Below are 14,875 nucleotides of genomic sequence, written 5' to 3'. Positions count from 1 at the left end.
GAAAGGAGCGCTGGCAATGCCTAGACCGCCGCTACAGATCGGGACCTGGGGGAAAATCAGCCGGGACGAGGTATCGCCGGGAGTCTGGCGCGCAATGGCCAGATTCCGGGACTTCGATGGCGTCACGAGAAAAGTGGAGGCTCGGGCGACGGCTACGTCGAGGAACGACAAAGGCGGGAAGGCCGAACGGCTGCTGATTGCTGCGCTCACCGACCGTTCCATGCCCGCCGGCGAAGACATCACGTCAGAGACTCGGATCAACAAACTCGCCGTGATTTGGTGGGCGGAATTTGAGGATGCTGGTCGCGCAATCAATACGCGCACCCGCTACAGGGACATCCTGGACCACTACGTTTCTCCGGGACTCGGCGGCCTGCGGATTCGCGAAGCGACAGTCTCCACTTTGGATCGGTTCCTCAAGACCACGCGGCTCAAGCACGGCTACAGCACGGCCAAGCAGTGTAAAACGGTCCTGTCTGGAATGCTCGGCCTCGCAGCGCGCCACGGCGCCCTCGATGGGAACCCTTTGCGGGACGTGGCTATGATCCCGATAAATCACAAGGAAGTCCGCGCGCTAACCGTGGCTGAGGTTGTGGCACTGCGTACCGGTCTCAGGAAATGGGAAGCCGACAAAACGCAGGCTGGCCGATTCCCCACCGTCGACATCCTCGACGTCATTGACATCATGCTCGCCACGGGTGCGCGCATTGGTGAGGCCCTGGCCCTGCGGTGGAAGGACGTGGACCTAAAATCCGAGAGGCCAACGGTCACGGTGACCGGGACGATTGTCTACGTGCCCAAGCAGGGCCTGACCATCCAGGACCACCCTAAGAGCGCAAATTCCCGGCAAAGGTACTTCCTACCGTCATTCGCCGTGCAAATGCTCCAGAGGCGGCAAATCGGGCAGGTGGAGGCCAATCCGTGGGACGTCGTGTTCCCCTCGGCAGTTGGTTCGCTGCGCGATCCGAACAACTTGCGCAGGCAGTGGCGTGCGGCGAGTGAAGATCTTGGTTTCCAATGGGTTACCCCGCACACCTTCAGAAAGACCGTTGGAACACTGCTGGAAGCCTCGTCAGGCGTGGCTGTCGCTTCCGCCCAGCTCGGCCACTCGAGCGAAGACGTGACCAGGAAGCATTACGTCCAGAAGACGCACGAAGCACCGGATAACACCTCACTTCTCGAGGCGTTCGGTAGCTAAGTCCAAAACGTTTCAGGTGGGTTTCCGGTGGACAATGACCTCATAACTCAAAAACGAGAGTGCCCCATCACTATGTTTCCGCAGTTCAGGGGCACTCTTCGGGTAGGGCTACTCGGACTTGAACCGAGGACCTTAGGATTATGAGTCCCGCGCTCTAACCAGCTGAGCTATAGCCCCGAGTGGGCCAGCGGCCGCTTGCCAGCGTCCTGCCAGCCAAAACACTCTAGCAAAACATTTCGGCTCCCGATGCCAACCGGGAGCCGAGCCGGTCCACGTGGCTAGATGACCTTGTCCTCGTAGCCCGCTCCGCGGTAGAGGTCCTCGAACGTCTGCAGTGTGCCCTCGATGCTGTGCGGCTCCACCATGGCGCGGCTCGCCTTGCCCATGGCTTCGAGTTCGCTGGCAGGCAGACGGAAGAGCTCGGTGATCCTGGCTGCCAGCTCGTTGCTGTCCCCTGGCGTGAACAGATGCCCGTTCTCGCCTTCGCGCACAAGGTGCGGCAGGGCCATCGCGTTGGCGAGAAGAACCGGCGTCGACGCCGACATCGCCTCGAGGGTCACGAGCGACTGCAGTTCGGCGGTTCCGGGCATGCAGAACAGGTCGGCGCGAAGGTACGCCTTCCTTAGGTCCTCATCGCTCGCAAGTCCCAGGAACTTGACCCGCTCGCCGAGTCCCAGGCGCTTGGCTTGGGCTTCCAGTGCGGCGCGGACCTCGCCACCGCCGACGATCTCAAGATGCACGTTGAGATCGGCGGGTGTCTTGGCCACCGCGTCGATCAGGACGTCCACATGCTTTTCTTCGGCGAGCCGGCCGACAAAGAGGACCGTGGGGTTGGCGTTCGGTTCGATCTCTTCGCCCGGCGCCAGTTCATAGGCGGCCGCGTCAATACCGTTGGACAGGGGCAGGACCTTCCGAAGGAAGGCGTGCTGGTGCATGGCCTTCGCAGCAAGCGGCGTGGGAGTGGTGACGACGTCGGCCTGGCCCATGACCTTGCCCATGTCCTTCCACGACACGCGCCCGATGATGTCCTTGAACCACTGCGGGAACGGCAGGAACGGGTTCAGGTTTTCGGGCATGAAGTGGTTGGTGGCGATGATCCGGATGCCGCGCTTCTTCGCCTCGTAGAGAACGTGTTCGCCGATCATGTAGTGGCTCTGGATGTGAACGACGTCGGGCTGCACTTTGTCGAAGAGCATCCGGATGTCGTTTTTGATTTCCCACGGGTAGCAGATGCGGAAGTACTCGTGCGTGAAGACTCCGTGGGACTTCAAGCGATGCACTGTGCCTTCATCCCCGAACTCGGTGAAGCTCTTGCCGTTGTCCGCCCGGCAGGCAAGCACGTGGACATTGTGCCCGCGCGCCTTCATGCCTTTGGCAAGGCGGTACCCGAACTGAGCAGCACCGTTGACATTCGGGCGGTATGTCTCCGCCGCGATGAGGATGGTGAGGGGTTTGTTGGTTTCGGGAACGGTCACGTGGAGAACTCCTGATGGTCACGGTGCGAACATCGCAAAACGCCTGGCCCTGCGGTGTCATCGCCGGTTGCCTGCCGCAGGTGTGCGGGGCACGGTCGTCGAACTTTGCCCTAGGCCTTCCGGCTTGCAGCCGCCTTCGCGTCACGTTTCCGCTTGGTGACCTCCGGATGGTGCCGGCTCAGGGCAATTACCCCCACGATAGCAAGGGAAGCGGCCACAGCCATGCCGATTGCGAGCACGGCGTGGACATCAGGACGAAGCTCACCCAAGATGGCGATCCCGATGGCGATCCCGACGATGGGGTCGATTACAGTCAGGCCCGCGATCACCAGATCCGGCGGCCCGCTGGAGTAGGCATTCTGGACGAACCACGAGCCGAGCCCTCCGGCAGCGGCGATGGCCACCACGGTGTACCACTGCACGTTGAGCAGAAAGTGCCCGTTCGGGTCCAGCAGGTGCCTGCCGATGATGCGTGTCAGGACGGCCACGAATCCGAACAACACCCCGGCCCCCAGGATGTAGACGAAGGCGTTCAGGCGGTGCCGGAACATGACAGCCAAGGTCCCGAAAAGTCCGACGGCGAGGGTCAAAAGGAGCACGATGGTTATCTCGTCCTCGCCGCTGACGTGGTGGTTCTCCTGGGTGGCATTCACTGCCAGCAGCACGAACATGGCTGAGCCGGTCACGCACGCCGAGATCGCCACGACCGTGCCCCGGTTGATGCTGAGTCCTTGGTCCTTCGCGTTGACCACCGTCGTAATAACCAAAGCAATGGCACCGATCGGCTGCACCACCGTCAGGGGTGCTGACACCAGGGCAATGGCGTTCATGCCCATGCCCAGGGCAAGCAACAGCAGGCCGAGCATCCACCGCGGATTTCGGAGAAGCCTCAAGAAACCATGGGAACTCAGGGCAAGGCCGCCCGTATCGGCCTTGACCGCACTGCCCTGGCGCTGGGCGCCAATGGCAAGGCAAAAAGCGCCGAGAACCGCAAGGAGGACTGCCAACCAGACCATCAGCTGCGACCGCCGTCGTTGGCTTTGAGCTCTTTGCCCTTGCGGAGGATTGCCCAGAAATAGTTGTAGGCCGCCACCCAGTGCCCTGCCAGGCCCAGGCCCAAGCAGATCCAAGCGATCACAAAGTAGACATTGGCGGAGGGAACCGCGAGCTTGGAGAGGACCAGGAGAGGTGTGCCCAGGAGCAGGAACGCGGTCCGGATCTTGCCGATCCGGCTCACCGGAAGGTCGGGGTGGCTGTGGAAATAGATCAATGAGGCGGTGCCAAGGATGACGTCGGGCACCACCAGGGCGGCCAGGTACCACCAATCGACCACGCCCGCGATGGCGAGCGTGACAGCAACGGTGATGAGTGCCAGGCGGTCCGCGACCGGATCGAGGATGCGGCCCAATTTGGAGGCTTGGTTGAAACGGCGGGCGACGTAGCCGTCCACCCAGTCAGTGCCGCCCATGACGGCAAGAACCAGCACAGCGAAACCGTATTCCCTCTGCCACAGCACCAGCCACACGAACAGCGGGACGCCCATAAAGCGCAATACAGTCAGGAAATTGGGGACGGTGAAGATGAGATCATGGTCGATCTGTGGCTGGCCCGGACGCGCGCCTGCGCCGATGAACTTCACCTCTCCCCCTTTCCGTGGTCCGCAGCTGCCGCTGGTGAACGCGGTCCCGATTACTTCTTGAACAGCTTCCGCAGTCCTACAGCCGCCACCGTGGCGGAAGCGGCGAAGAGCAAGAGCTCTTTCCAGCGCGCGCCGAGCCGCTCCGGCAGCCCGGGGGGAACTTTCTCGCTGAAATCTGCGAGCTTGTCGGCAGCAAACCGGCGTCCGTCGTCGAGCTTTTGCTCAGCAACGTCGCGGAGGACCTTACCCTGGGTCTTGACGTCGAGCTCGACGCCGAGCTGATCGCGTACGTCGGCGAGGTGCTCTCGGCGCTGCTCCAGGCGGCGCAGAAGCTCGGCTTCGCTCGGAGCCGGGGGTAGTTCGGCTTTGTGGGCTGCGGCCTTGGCGGCCTTTTCAGCCTTGGCCTTCTCAGCTGCGGCAGCTTTCGCGGCTTCCGCCGCCTTGTAGGCTTCCGAGGACGGATCAAGGATGCTGGCATCGAAAGAAGTGCCTTCCTTCACGACGCCGAGATCGTACTTGATGCCGCGGATGGTCTTCTCAGGTACAAGGGGCATAGCCCCCTTGAACCCACGGAAGGCGACGAGTGCTCCGATGAGAATGATCAAAAGGAACGCCGCCGCAACCACAAGCGCAGCCAGCCAAGGGGGCATGATCGTGGCCAGGCCCAGGATCGCCGCAACAACCAAGGCAATGACGAGCAAACAGAAAAAGACCAGCGCGACGCCGGCGAAAGCACCGGCAATACCCAGCCGTTTGCCTTTGCCCTTAAGTTCAAGCTTGGCCAGGCTGATTTCGTCGTTGAGCTGCCGCGGCGCGAGCCGGGCTGCAAGTTTCACGGTGTTCGGCAACGCCGAAATGCCCGGGCGTTGGCCAACCCGGCCGCTGTGACGTCCACTCATAGGTTCCGCCTCACTGCTTCCTTCTTGCTCCTACCCGGCTCCGGCACGGAGACGATCACAACCGTCCACGCGCGCCTGTCCACAAAACTACCATTCAGCTTCAGCCTCAACTTCCGGGATGGTCATGCGGCGCGCCCCCGCCATCCCTGTTAAATATGATCTGTCGCACATAGGATTGATAATCGTGAACCCTCCCCCTGTACCGGGTGATTCCCTCAGTCGACGAGAAAAACTCCTCTATATCCTGTTACTTGGCGCATTGACAGCCTTGGGTCCATTTACCGTGGATCTCTATCTGCCGGCTTTTCCCGCGCTGGAGCATCATTTCGACGTGTCAGCGGCTGCGATCCAACTCACACTCACCGGCACAACGGTGGGCTTCGCCATTGGCCAATTGGCGGTGGGCCCGTTCAGCGACAAATTCGGACGCCGCGTGCCCTTGATCCTTGCCACGGCCCTGCACATCGGTTCTTCCCTGGGCGCGGCACTGTCCACGGACATCAGCACGCTTGCCCTCTTCCGCGTCCTCATGGGCATCGGCGCGGCCGGCGGCGGCGTGGTGGCCATGGCCATGGTCCGGGACCTCTTCGCGGGCTACGCCATGGTGCGGATGTTCTCCCGCATGTCACTGGTGAATGGCCTTGCGCCCATTCTGGCTCCGATCATCGGTTCACAGCTTCTGCTGGTGGTGCCGTGGCCGGGGATTTTCTATTTCCTCGCGAGCTACGGATCCCTGGTGATCATTGCCGCCGTGTTCCTGATCCGGGAAACCTATCCTGCCGAGCTCCGCCGGCAGACGACGTCGACGGCGGCCCAACGGTACAAGGCCGTCTTTTCCGACCGGATTTTTGTCGGGATGCTGCTGGTAAGCGGCCTGAATTTCGGCGGGCTGTTCGCCTACCTTTCCGCGTCCACCTTCATATTCCAACAGGTCTACAACTTCTCCCCGCAGGAATACGGCTTGCTGTTCGGGGTCAACTCCCTCGGCATCGTCGCAGGTGTCCAAATCAGCTCCAGGGTGATCCGGCGAGTGGCGCCCCAATGGATCATGGTGTTTGCCACGGCCTGGATGCTGCTGATGGCCCTGTTCATTCTGGGGTCTGATCTACTCGGCTTTGGCCTATGGGGCATCACGGTCCCGTTGTGGTTCTACATCCTTGCCACCGGCTTCATGTTCCCGTGCGTCCAGGTGATTGCCCTGGCCAACCACAGCGCGCAGGCCGGAACAGCGGCCTCCCTGCTGGGGGCCGCGAACTTCCTGATGGCCGGCATCATTCCGCCCGTGGTTGGCTGGCTGGGCGTCGGCTCTGCCGTTCCCATGGGGACCGTCCAGGCCGTATGCCTCACCGGCGCCGTCGCGGCCCTGTGGCTCGTCGTGCGGCCTCGGTCCGTCCCCTCCATCCACTGACGCTCCCGTCCGCTGATGCTCCCGTCCGCTACTGCCTGGGGCCCGGACTTCCGCGCGGAGAAGTAGGCTCAAACCATGACTCGCAAACCGCACCGCAATGGCAGGGGGCTCTTCCTCGGAGCGGCGCTGGGCGCCGTCGTCGGCTTCATGCTGGGCCGCGGGGCCGGAAATCCTGTGTTCGGAGCGCTGCTGGGCGCCGTCGTCGGTTCCGCGATCCTTTACCGGATCAACCCGGGGCCCTGGAAACGGGACTAGGCGAGCCTTCCGTCGCTCCGGGGCCTGTTGCCCGTCTTGGCCCGGCGATAAAGTTGAGATGTGCCCCGTTGGCAGGAACTGCAACCTATTCCAGCCCCATGGCAGCGCAGGGATGATGGCATCCTGCCGCTGTGGTGGGATCGCCTATGCACTGTGACAAGCCCGCAATCCGCGGCCCTCTATGCGGCCGGTCTCTTCACGGAAGATCGCCGTCGCCCGATTGCGCAATGGTTCAATCCAAGCACCGGAGCGGCCCTGCTGGTGGCTCCGGAGACCTCTCCCGAGTGGCCTGTCCAACGCTTCGGAATCTTCTACGCACCCCCTGGCGGAGGATTCACCCGCGTCCACTCCGCCGCCCACGAATGGCACCCGCGGGAGCCGAGGACGCCGCCCACCGAAGACGACGCCTACCAGTCCGCAGTCGCCGAAGCGGCGAGATTCCTGCAGGTGGAAATGGACTTCGTGTGATTTACGAATGTGCAGGGGGAAAATTCAGCGAAAAAGAAAGCCCCGCACCGAATGAATATCGGTGCGGGGCTTGATGCGCTCCTCCGACTGGACTTGAACCAGTAACCCTTCGATTAACAGTCGAATGCTCTGCCAATTGAGCTACGGAGGAATGAAGCGGTTATGACTTTAGCAAAGGTTTTACCGCAAGCGAAATCGAGGCCAGCTGCGGGCGCTAGCTGCTCGCGCCGGAGGCAATGACGCCGGCACCGAGGGCGGCGAGGATGCCGCTGCTGACGCGTTCGACGCCGGTGCTCACCTTCGGGCGCCGCAGCCACCTCATCGCCTTGTATGCGACAAGCGCGACGATGGCCAGGTACGTGAACGCGATGACCGCCTCCACCAAGCCCAGGATCATTGCCGTGCCCATGGTATCCCCGCCCTGCGGGATGAACTGCGGGACGATCGCCAAGTAGAACAAGCCCACCTTCGGATTGAGCAACGTCGACAGTGCCCCCGCGCCGAGGCCGCCGAGCTTGCTGTACCGGAGGGCACCACCTTCGTTGCTGGCTCCCGCACCGGCCTTAGCGGCCTTCCGCGTCTTCATGAACGAGGAAATGCCGAGGTAAAGCAAGTAAAGGCCACCTGCGATCTTCAGCCAGCGGAACACCTCCGCGGACTGTTCCAGGATCGCTGCCAGCCCGACGCCCACCAGCGCCGCCCATGCTATGGCGGCAACCGCCGAACCGGCTGCGGCGGCGATACCGGCACTGGGCCGGTTCAATGCGATGCGCAACACCAGGAACGTGTCCGGTCCGGGCGTCAAGGACAGAATAAGGCAGAGCCCGGCGAAGGCAGCGAGCGAAGCGAAGGTCATGGTGACGATTATCCCGTGGGAATGCGGCTTCACGAAAGGGCCATGCCTGCTGGTGCCGATACGATAATCCGGTGCCCCGAACGGAAGGAAGCATGTCCAGTCATTGGTCCGCGAAGGACAACGTGCACGAGGTTGCCGAGGACGTTTATTTCGTCGAAGGACCGGCCGTCAATTGGACCGTCCTTCGCCGCGGAAATGAATTCGCCCTCATCGATACGGGATACCCCGGAAACTGGCCGCTGCTTAATGCGAGCGTGAATTACTTGGGCCTCGTCCTGGAGAATGCCGCCGCGGTGCTGTTGACCCACGGCCATTCCGACCACATCGGCAATGCGCCAAGGCTTTCCGCCATGGGCATTCCGGTTTTCGCCAGCCAAGCCGAGCTGCCCAACGTCAGGCGGGAAGTCCTTGAACAGGTAACCGTGAAGGACCTTGGCTTGCGGGTGCTCCGGCCGAGGATCGGAGCCTGGGCGGTGCACGCCGTCCGGGCCGGGGGCTTGTCCGACGTGGCGGTGGCCGGTGTTGCCGCGATCGACCAAGGAACCTTGGACATGCTCCCTGGAAGTCCCCGGATGATCGAATCCTGCGGTCACACCTCGGGCCACGCGTCGTTCCTGATCCCGGCTGCCAACGCACTCGTCACAGGCGACGCACTCATTACAGGCCACCCGGTCAGCCCGGTACGCGGACCGCAGCTTCTGCCGGCCGTCTTCCACCACAGCCCGGCGGAGGTACCGGCAAGCGTCGAGCTATTGCGGCAGCTGAACGCCGACGTCATCCTGCCGGGCCATGGCCCCATGATGCGGACGGCCAACGGCGTCGAACTTGTCTCGGAAGGCAACTACCCGCCGTTCGGATAGGAGGCGGGCTGTGCATTCTTCTCCGGAGACCAGCGCGTCAGGAAACCTCGATGGTGACCACCGCCGGACCGGTAGCTGAGGCTTCGGCCGCCAGCCCGGTCTTCGAAGTGACGGCCCGGGAGACACAGCACGCCATTTTCTCCGTGGCTTTCTTCTGCCGGGCGCTGTAGAAGACGTCGCGATGGTCGACGGCGCCCTCTAGCGCGAGGATCTTGACCTCGCAGAGCCCGCACTCGCCTTTGCGGCAGTCGAACATCATGTCGGCACCAGCGTCCTCGAGTGCCTCCAACATCGAGCGGCCCGGCCCCACGGGAACCTCCAACCCCAGCCCCGGGACCCGGACGATGAATTCCTCGGGGTCGTACCAACCGCTGTTGCCGAAGGTCTCATAGCGGAGGTTCGGGTAGCTCAGCTCACGTTCCATCCAGGTCCGGCGTACCGCGTCCATGAGCCGGATAGGACCGCACATGTACAGTTCCGTGTCCTCGGTGGCCGAAGCTACGAGTTCGCTAACGTCCAGGGGCGTGCCTTCGTCGTCGATGTGCACCACCAGGTTGCCGCCGTGAAGCTGCCGTAATTCGTCCAGGTAGGCCATGGCCGCACGGCTGCGTCCCGCGTACACCAAGGTGTAGTCCGAGGCCAGGTTCCGCAGCACCCGGGCCATGTTGATGATCGCCGTGATGCCGATGCCACCCGCCAGGAGGATGTAGCGCTGGGCGCCGATCCGGAGCGGGAAGTTTTGCAGCGGCTGGGTGATTTCCAGCTCCGCCCCCGCCCGCAGCCCGTGGATGAACAGGGAGCCACCCCGGCTCAGGGGCGCTTTCAGCACACTGATGACCAGCCGGGTGCCGTCGTCGCTGGATTCGACGATCGAATACGAGCGCCGGTCCTTGTGTCCGTCGATCGTGACCATCACGTCGATATGCGATCCCGGTTCGGCTTTCTTCGGCAATGACGGTTCCAGCACGACCCGCTGGATGTCGGTGGCGATCGTTTGCACCTCGACAACTGTGCCCAGCTGCCAAACCTCGATGTTTGTCGCTGCCATTACTGCGCAACCGGAACCAGGCGGCCCTCGGACACGAGCTGGCGCTCGATCAGCCTGCGCACCCACATTCCGCCGGCGTCGATGTTCAGGTTGTAGAACTCGTAGTCCGGGTTGGCATCGATGGCCGCTTGTTGCGCCGCGAGCATGGCCTCGTCCTCCCCGAACACCCCGTGCACGCTGTCGCGCAACTGCGTGGTGATGAGCTGGCTGTCGAGGCGGTAGTTGCGCATGAACGCCCAGAAGTAGTGGCAGGAGGTATCGGTCTCCGGCGTAATGGCGTTCATCACGAACCCGTTGACACCTTGGCTGCGGTCACCTTCAAACGCCCCCGTGCCGGCTTTGGCGACACCGACGTCGATATTGATCACCGATGGCGAACGGAAGGTGATGATTTGCCAGCGGTCCACTTTTCCCTCGAAGCCGGGAAACTTGTCGCGCATGTTCTTGAGCCAGAACGGCGGCGCGTCAATGTTGAACATCCAGCGCGCGACGGTCACGGTGCCGTCGTCGTGCGTTACCGTGAAGTCCGACTCGCTGAGCTCTTCCTGGCCGATCGAGGAGGAGTGGACGAATTCCTCGTGCGTGAGGTCCATGAGGTTGTCCAGCACCAGCTGGAAGTTGCACGGCGCGTAGATGGTTTCGCCGTCCCCGGCCCACTGGTCCGAGTCCATTTGATGCATGTCCGGAACCAGCGAGGGGTCCGCCCTGGTGGGGTCGCCGAGCCACACCCAAACATAGCGATGCCGCTCCACCACGGGGAAGGACGGCACTGTGGCGCTGGGGTTGATGGTCTCCTGCGCCGGCATCGACACGCAACGCCCTGCAGAGTTATAGACGATGCCGTGGTACGGACATTGGATGCCGTCCTTGCCGACTGTCTTGCCCATCGACAAGGGAGCCAAACGGTGCCAGCAAGCATCAGCCAAGGCCACCGCTTTGCCGTCCTCGGTGCGATACAGCGCCAAGGGCCGGCCGGCCACCGTGCGAGACATCGGCTTGCGGCCCACCTCCTTGTCCCACGCGGCAACGTACCAGACGTTGAGCGGGTAGCCGAGCACTTTGTTGGTGGTGGAGCTCTGGGTCCGGACTTCTGTCACGGTTCGTCCTTCCAGTCGCCGGACCGGCGTCGACAATGACACCGCCGGGGTGGTCTGTGGAATTCTTAAGTGCGTCGCCTCTGCAGCCATCTATGGCCGAAGCTAGTGCGATGGATCACAGACTATCTATCAATATAGTTACTTGGCAAGAGCTGAAGAAGAAAAAGGAGCGGACTTGAGCCTTCGCTATGCACTATTGGCACTGCTTTCAGTGGAACCAATGACCGGTTACGAACTCTCCAAGCAATTCGGCTCCTCGGTTGGCTACGTTTGGCATGCTCCGGATTCCCAGATCTATCCAGAACTGCGTCGCATGGAGAAGGACGGGCTCCTCGCAGGAGAAGAGATCCCATGGGGTCCGCGCGGCAAGAAGACGCAATACCGGATCACCGAAGCCGGAGCCGCCGCATTCCGGGAGTGGATGAACAGCCCGCTGGAGTATTCCCGTGAGCGCGATCCCGCGCACCTGAAGGCCGCATACCTGGAATGGGCCGACCCCGCGGCAGCGCGCGCCCAGATGCTGGCCCACATCGCCTATTACACGATGTGCCGCGGCCAGTGGGAGGAGAAAATCCACGAGTTGCAGACCGGCACCAACGCCATGTTGAACAAGCGGCTCGCCGCCATGCCCAAGCAGGACCACCGGCGCATCACGGCCTACAAAATCTTCACCTACGAGGGGTTGGTAGCCAAGGCCCAGACGGAGATTGACTGGGCCCGCAACGGGATCAAGCTGATCGATTCGTTCGACGATAACTTCTGATCAGTCGCCAGGGAGACCCCTCACACCTCTATTGACAGATAGTGCTTTGCCTCACAAACTAGCTATTCATATAGGTAGTTTCATCTTCCCGAGAGGCCTTGCATGGATATCAAGAGCGAGATCCGGAACTCACCGATGAGCCGGTTCCAAATCATGGCCGTGGCGGTATGCCTGGTCCTGATCATGATTGACGGGTTCGATGTGTTGGTGATGTCCTTCGCCGCGCCCGCGCTCTCCGCCGAATGGCACGTCCCGCCCATCCAGCTGGGTTATTTGCTCAGCGCCGGCTTGTTCGGAATGGCCATCGGCTCCGTCTTTCTTACGCCATTCGCAGACAGGATCGGCCGGCGCAGGCTGACCTTGCTGTGCCTGGCAATCATCTCCCTGGGCATGATCCTGTCGATTGTCACCGTGGACGTCGCACAGCTGATCGCATGCCGCGTGTTCACTGGACTTGGCATCGGCGGAATGATCGCCAACCTCAGCGTCATCGTCTCCGAGTACTCATCGGACAAGCGCCGCGGCCTGGCCATGGGCATCTACTCGGCCGGCTATCCGATCGGCGGCTCCATCGGCGGAGCCATCGCGGGCGTCCTTATCGCTGGATACGGCTGGCGCGCCTCCTTCGCCTTCGGCGCCGCCATCAGCGTTGCCATGCTCATCGTCTGCTGGTTCACCTTGCCGGAGTCCCTGGAGTACCTGGCGGAGAAGCGCCAAGCCGGTTCCCTTCCCCAAATGAACCGCATCCTGGTCAAAATGGGCCGCGCACCCCTGACGGAACTGCCGGAAGCCCCACAAAGCGAAGCCGCTGATAGCGTGTTCAAGGAAGTGTTCGGACGCAAGATGCTGGCGCAGACCCTGTTGATGTGGCTGGGTTACGCCTTCCTGATCGCTGCCTTCTACTTCGCCAACACCTGGACCCCCAAAATCCTGGCGGCCGCCACGGGAGACAATCAGGTTGGGGTCACCGCGGGAGTCCTGGTCAGTACCGGCGGCATTGTCGGGTCCATCGGATTCGGCATCGTCTCCACCTGGGTCAAGAGCCGTAGGCTGAACACGATCTGCCTGCTGCTCTCCGCCGCCGCCTACCTTGCTTTCGCCGGTTCTTTCGGCACCATTGGGGTGGCACTGGGTGTCGCCGTGCTTCTTGGCATGCTCACCAACTCGGGCGTCGCGGGTTACTACACGATCGTGCCGCCCCTTTATTCCGCCAGGGCCCGGGCATCCGGCTTCGGCTGGATGATCGGAGTTGGACGCTTGATTTCGATCATCGCCCCGATCATGGTGGGATACCTGATCGACGCCGGGATGCCGCCGGTCACCATTTTCTACCTGTTTGCGGTTCCACTGGTAGTTTCCGCAGGCTGCTGTGTGGCGCTGGGAGCCGTTCTGCGACGCAGCAGCGCGGTGGCGGTCCCCGAGGCTACCGTCGCCACATAGCCCTCACTAGGAGACCAGAAGATCGAGGAACGAGAGGATGGCCTTCCCGGCGGGGAAGGCCATCCTCTCCGGCTAGCTTCCGTCGGTGAGGGAACCCATGTAATTACGGCACGATCCGGTCGAAGAACAGGTACAACCTACTCTTAAGCCGCACATTGTCCGCCCCCTAAGATCCGGACTGGGCACCTAACCCGTTCTGTTCAGACAAAGGGGGACCCCATGCGGCTCCTGAGGGTACTTTCGTGGCGGCAGCAAAGGCGGAACTCGCGGAACTCACCGTGGAGCAGGAAGGTGCCGGGCGGTTATCGCGCGTGGTTCCGCTGGAGCTCCCTGGCGTCAACCCTATTGTTGATTGGCTTCTCCATTGTTTGCATCAACGTCCCAGCTCACGCGGCGCTCCCGAAGACCATCGTCAGCCTGACCTTCGATGACGGCAATGACGACCAACTCGCCGCAGAACAGGTCCTGAAGTCCCATGGACTGCACGGGACATTCTTCATCACGACCAGCTGGATCGATAATCCGTCATGGCTCACCCGAGCCAACCTGAACAGCATCGCTGCGGACGGCAACGAGATCGGTGGCCACACCATGACCCATCCGGACCTCACTACCTTGTCCACCTCGGCGGCCACTAACGAGGTTTGCGGCGGCAGGACCACTCTTGCAAGCTGGGGGTTCAACGCCACCAACTTTGCCTATCCCTTCGCCGCGGAAAACTCTTCCGTCGAGCAAATCGTGAAGAATTGCGGCTTTGCCAGTGCCCGCAATCTGGGTGACATCCGTTCGCCCGCCAGTTGCTCGGCTTGCCCCTTCGCAGAGACCCTTCCGCCAGCCAATCTTTACAACACAGCGGCACCGGATGAAGTGGACAGCACCTGGACGCTGCAGAACCTTGAAGACCTGGTGACGAACGCAGAACCGGGCGGCGGATGGGTGCAACTGACTTTCCACCATATTGCCGTCGGGACAGACCCAACCCTGACCATTAACCCCACGCTCTTCAGCACCTTCATTACATGGCTCGCGGCGAGAACCGCCAACGGGACAACGTTCGTACAGACGGTTGCCCAAGCCTTGGGCAATACGCCGAAGCAACCACCGACGGCGGCATTCGCGTCCTCGACCTCAGGCTTGGCGGCGACGTTTGACGGTTCAGCTTCGACGGCTCCGAACGGAACTGTGGCCTCGTACAGCTGGGACTTCGGCGACGGGTCACCGGCAGGGACCGGCGTGAAGCCATCGCATAACTACGCCGCGGCCGGAACCTACCAAGTGAAGCTGACGGTGACGGATAACGCTGGCCTGACTGGGACGGTCACCCACCCGGTGACTGTCACCGTTACGGCGCCCACGGTGCCTGCGGCTCCGACAGGGGTGACGGCGACGGCGGGGAACGCTTCCGCTGTGGTGTCGTGGACGGCGCCGGCCAACGGCGGTTCTCCGCTTACTTCGTATACCGTGACGCC

At 62.3% G+C, this 14,875-nt stretch carries 15 protein-coding genes and 2 tRNA genes; 8 read left to right on the top strand and 9 right to left on the bottom strand.

Annotation, left to right across the window (positions count from 1 at the left end; genetic code table 11):
• Window positions 1–16 precede the first annotated feature (16 nt).
• Complete coding sequence (locus J2S96_RS10780; protein ID WP_306862874.1) at window positions 17–1,198, top strand: tyrosine-type recombinase/integrase; 1,182 nt, start codon at window positions 17–19, stop codon at window positions 1,196–1,198.
• Window positions 1,199–1,301: 103 nt separating this feature from the next.
• Here J2S96_RS10780 and J2S96_RS10775 read toward each other — a convergent pair.
• From J2S96_RS10775 to J2S96_RS10755, 5 genes are all read right to left on the bottom strand, one after another.
• Window positions 1,302–1,375 (bottom strand) — tRNA-Ile (locus J2S96_RS10775).
• A gap of 101 nt (window positions 1,376–1,476) precedes the next feature.
• Window positions 1,477–2,673, bottom strand: a complete 1,197-nt coding sequence (locus J2S96_RS10770) for a glycosyltransferase (protein WP_306862871.1) — start codon at window positions 2,671–2,673, stop codon at window positions 1,477–1,479.
• A 110-nt stretch (window positions 2,674–2,783) separates the two neighbouring features.
• The gene (locus tag J2S96_RS10765; RefSeq protein ID WP_306862869.1) at window positions 2,784–3,689 is read right to left on the bottom strand and encodes a DMT family transporter; all 906 of its coding nucleotides are present in this window, start codon (window positions 3,687–3,689) and stop codon (window positions 2,784–2,786) included.
• Window positions 3,689–4,312 carry a CDP-alcohol phosphatidyltransferase family protein gene (locus J2S96_RS10760; protein ID WP_306862866.1) on the bottom strand — a complete coding sequence of 208 codons (624 nt, stop codon included), beginning with the start codon at window positions 4,310–4,312 and terminating at the stop codon, window positions 3,689–3,691. Before J2S96_RS10760 ends, J2S96_RS10765 begins: the two co-directional genes overlap by 1 nt.
• 50 nt (window positions 4,313–4,362) lie before the next feature.
• Window positions 4,363–5,211: a phage holin family protein gene (locus J2S96_RS10755; RefSeq protein WP_306862864.1), complete on the bottom strand. Its 849-nt coding sequence runs from the start codon at window positions 5,209–5,211 to the stop codon at window positions 4,363–4,365.
• A gap of 178 nt (window positions 5,212–5,389) precedes the next feature.
• On the opposite strand from J2S96_RS10755, the gene J2S96_RS10750 reads away from it, so the two are divergent.
• The 3 genes from J2S96_RS10750 (at window position 5,390) to J2S96_RS10740 (ending at window position 7,342) form a co-directional block, all read left to right on the top strand.
• A complete protein-coding gene (locus tag J2S96_RS10750) occupies window positions 5,390–6,619 on the top strand; it encodes a multidrug effflux MFS transporter (protein ID WP_306863401.1) in 1,230 nt (409 codons plus the stop codon).
• Window positions 6,620–6,694: 75 nt separating this feature from the next.
• Window positions 6,695–6,874: a glycine zipper domain-containing protein gene (locus J2S96_RS10745; protein WP_306862862.1), complete on the top strand. Its 180-nt coding sequence runs from the start codon at window positions 6,695–6,697 to the stop codon at window positions 6,872–6,874.
• Window positions 6,875–6,934: 60 nt separating this feature from the next.
• Window positions 6,935–7,342, top strand: coding sequence for a hypothetical protein (locus J2S96_RS10740; RefSeq protein WP_306862859.1), 408 nt, complete (start codon window positions 6,935–6,937; stop codon window positions 7,340–7,342).
• Between the two features lie 78 nt (window positions 7,343–7,420).
• Here J2S96_RS10740 and J2S96_RS10735 read toward each other — a convergent pair.
• Together J2S96_RS10735 and J2S96_RS10730 are read right to left on the bottom strand one after the other, a co-directional pair.
• A tRNA-Asn gene (locus tag J2S96_RS10735) sits at window positions 7,421–7,493 on the bottom strand.
• 63 nt (window positions 7,494–7,556) lie between these two features.
• On the bottom strand, window positions 7,557–8,198 hold the full coding sequence (locus J2S96_RS10730; protein WP_306862855.1) for a LysE family translocator: 642 nt from the start codon (window positions 8,196–8,198) through the stop codon (window positions 7,557–7,559).
• A gap of 92 nt (window positions 8,199–8,290) precedes the next feature.
• Here J2S96_RS10730 and J2S96_RS10725 point away from each other — a divergent pair, with 92 nt between their 5' ends.
• A complete protein-coding gene (locus J2S96_RS10725) occupies window positions 8,291–9,058 on the top strand; it encodes an MBL fold metallo-hydrolase (RefSeq protein ID WP_306862853.1) in 768 nt (255 codons plus the stop codon).
• 37 nt (window positions 9,059–9,095) lie between these two features.
• Here the strand turns inward: J2S96_RS10725 and J2S96_RS10720 are convergent, their stop codons facing one another.
• Together J2S96_RS10720 and J2S96_RS10715 are read right to left on the bottom strand one after the other, a co-directional pair.
• On the bottom strand, window positions 9,096–10,106 hold the full coding sequence (locus tag J2S96_RS10720) for a PDR/VanB family oxidoreductase (protein ID WP_306862849.1): 1,011 nt from the start codon (window positions 10,104–10,106) through the stop codon (window positions 9,096–9,098).
• Window positions 10,106–11,203 carry an aromatic ring-hydroxylating dioxygenase subunit alpha gene (locus tag J2S96_RS10715; protein WP_306862845.1) on the bottom strand — a complete coding sequence of 366 codons (1,098 nt, stop codon included), beginning with the start codon at window positions 11,201–11,203 and terminating at the stop codon, window positions 10,106–10,108. Before J2S96_RS10715 ends, J2S96_RS10720 begins: the two co-directional genes overlap by 1 nt.
• Before the next feature lie 175 nt (window positions 11,204–11,378).
• On the opposite strand from J2S96_RS10715, the gene J2S96_RS10710 reads away from it, so the two are divergent.
• The 3 genes from J2S96_RS10710 to J2S96_RS10700 form a co-directional block, all read left to right on the top strand.
• Window positions 11,379–11,966 carry a PadR family transcriptional regulator gene (locus J2S96_RS10710; RefSeq protein ID WP_306862842.1) on the top strand — a complete coding sequence of 196 codons (588 nt, stop codon included), beginning with the start codon at window positions 11,379–11,381 and terminating at the stop codon, window positions 11,964–11,966.
• Between the two features lie 102 nt (window positions 11,967–12,068).
• The gene (locus J2S96_RS10705; protein ID WP_306862839.1) at window positions 12,069–13,406 is read left to right on the top strand and encodes an MFS transporter; all 1,338 of its coding nucleotides are present in this window, start codon (window positions 12,069–12,071) and stop codon (window positions 13,404–13,406) included.
• A gap of 348 nt (window positions 13,407–13,754) precedes the next feature.
• Window positions 13,755–14,875 (top strand): PKD domain-containing protein (locus J2S96_RS10700; RefSeq protein WP_306862836.1); only part of this gene is annotated, 1,121 nt, incomplete at its 3' end.

The organism is Arthrobacter bambusae (assembly GCF_030812595.1).
Lineage (GTDB): Bacteria > Actinomycetota > Actinomycetes > Actinomycetales > Micrococcaceae > Arthrobacter > Arthrobacter bambusae_B.
Note: the sequence above shows the minus strand (reverse complement) of the source record. Positions and strands in the feature narration are given on the sequence as shown.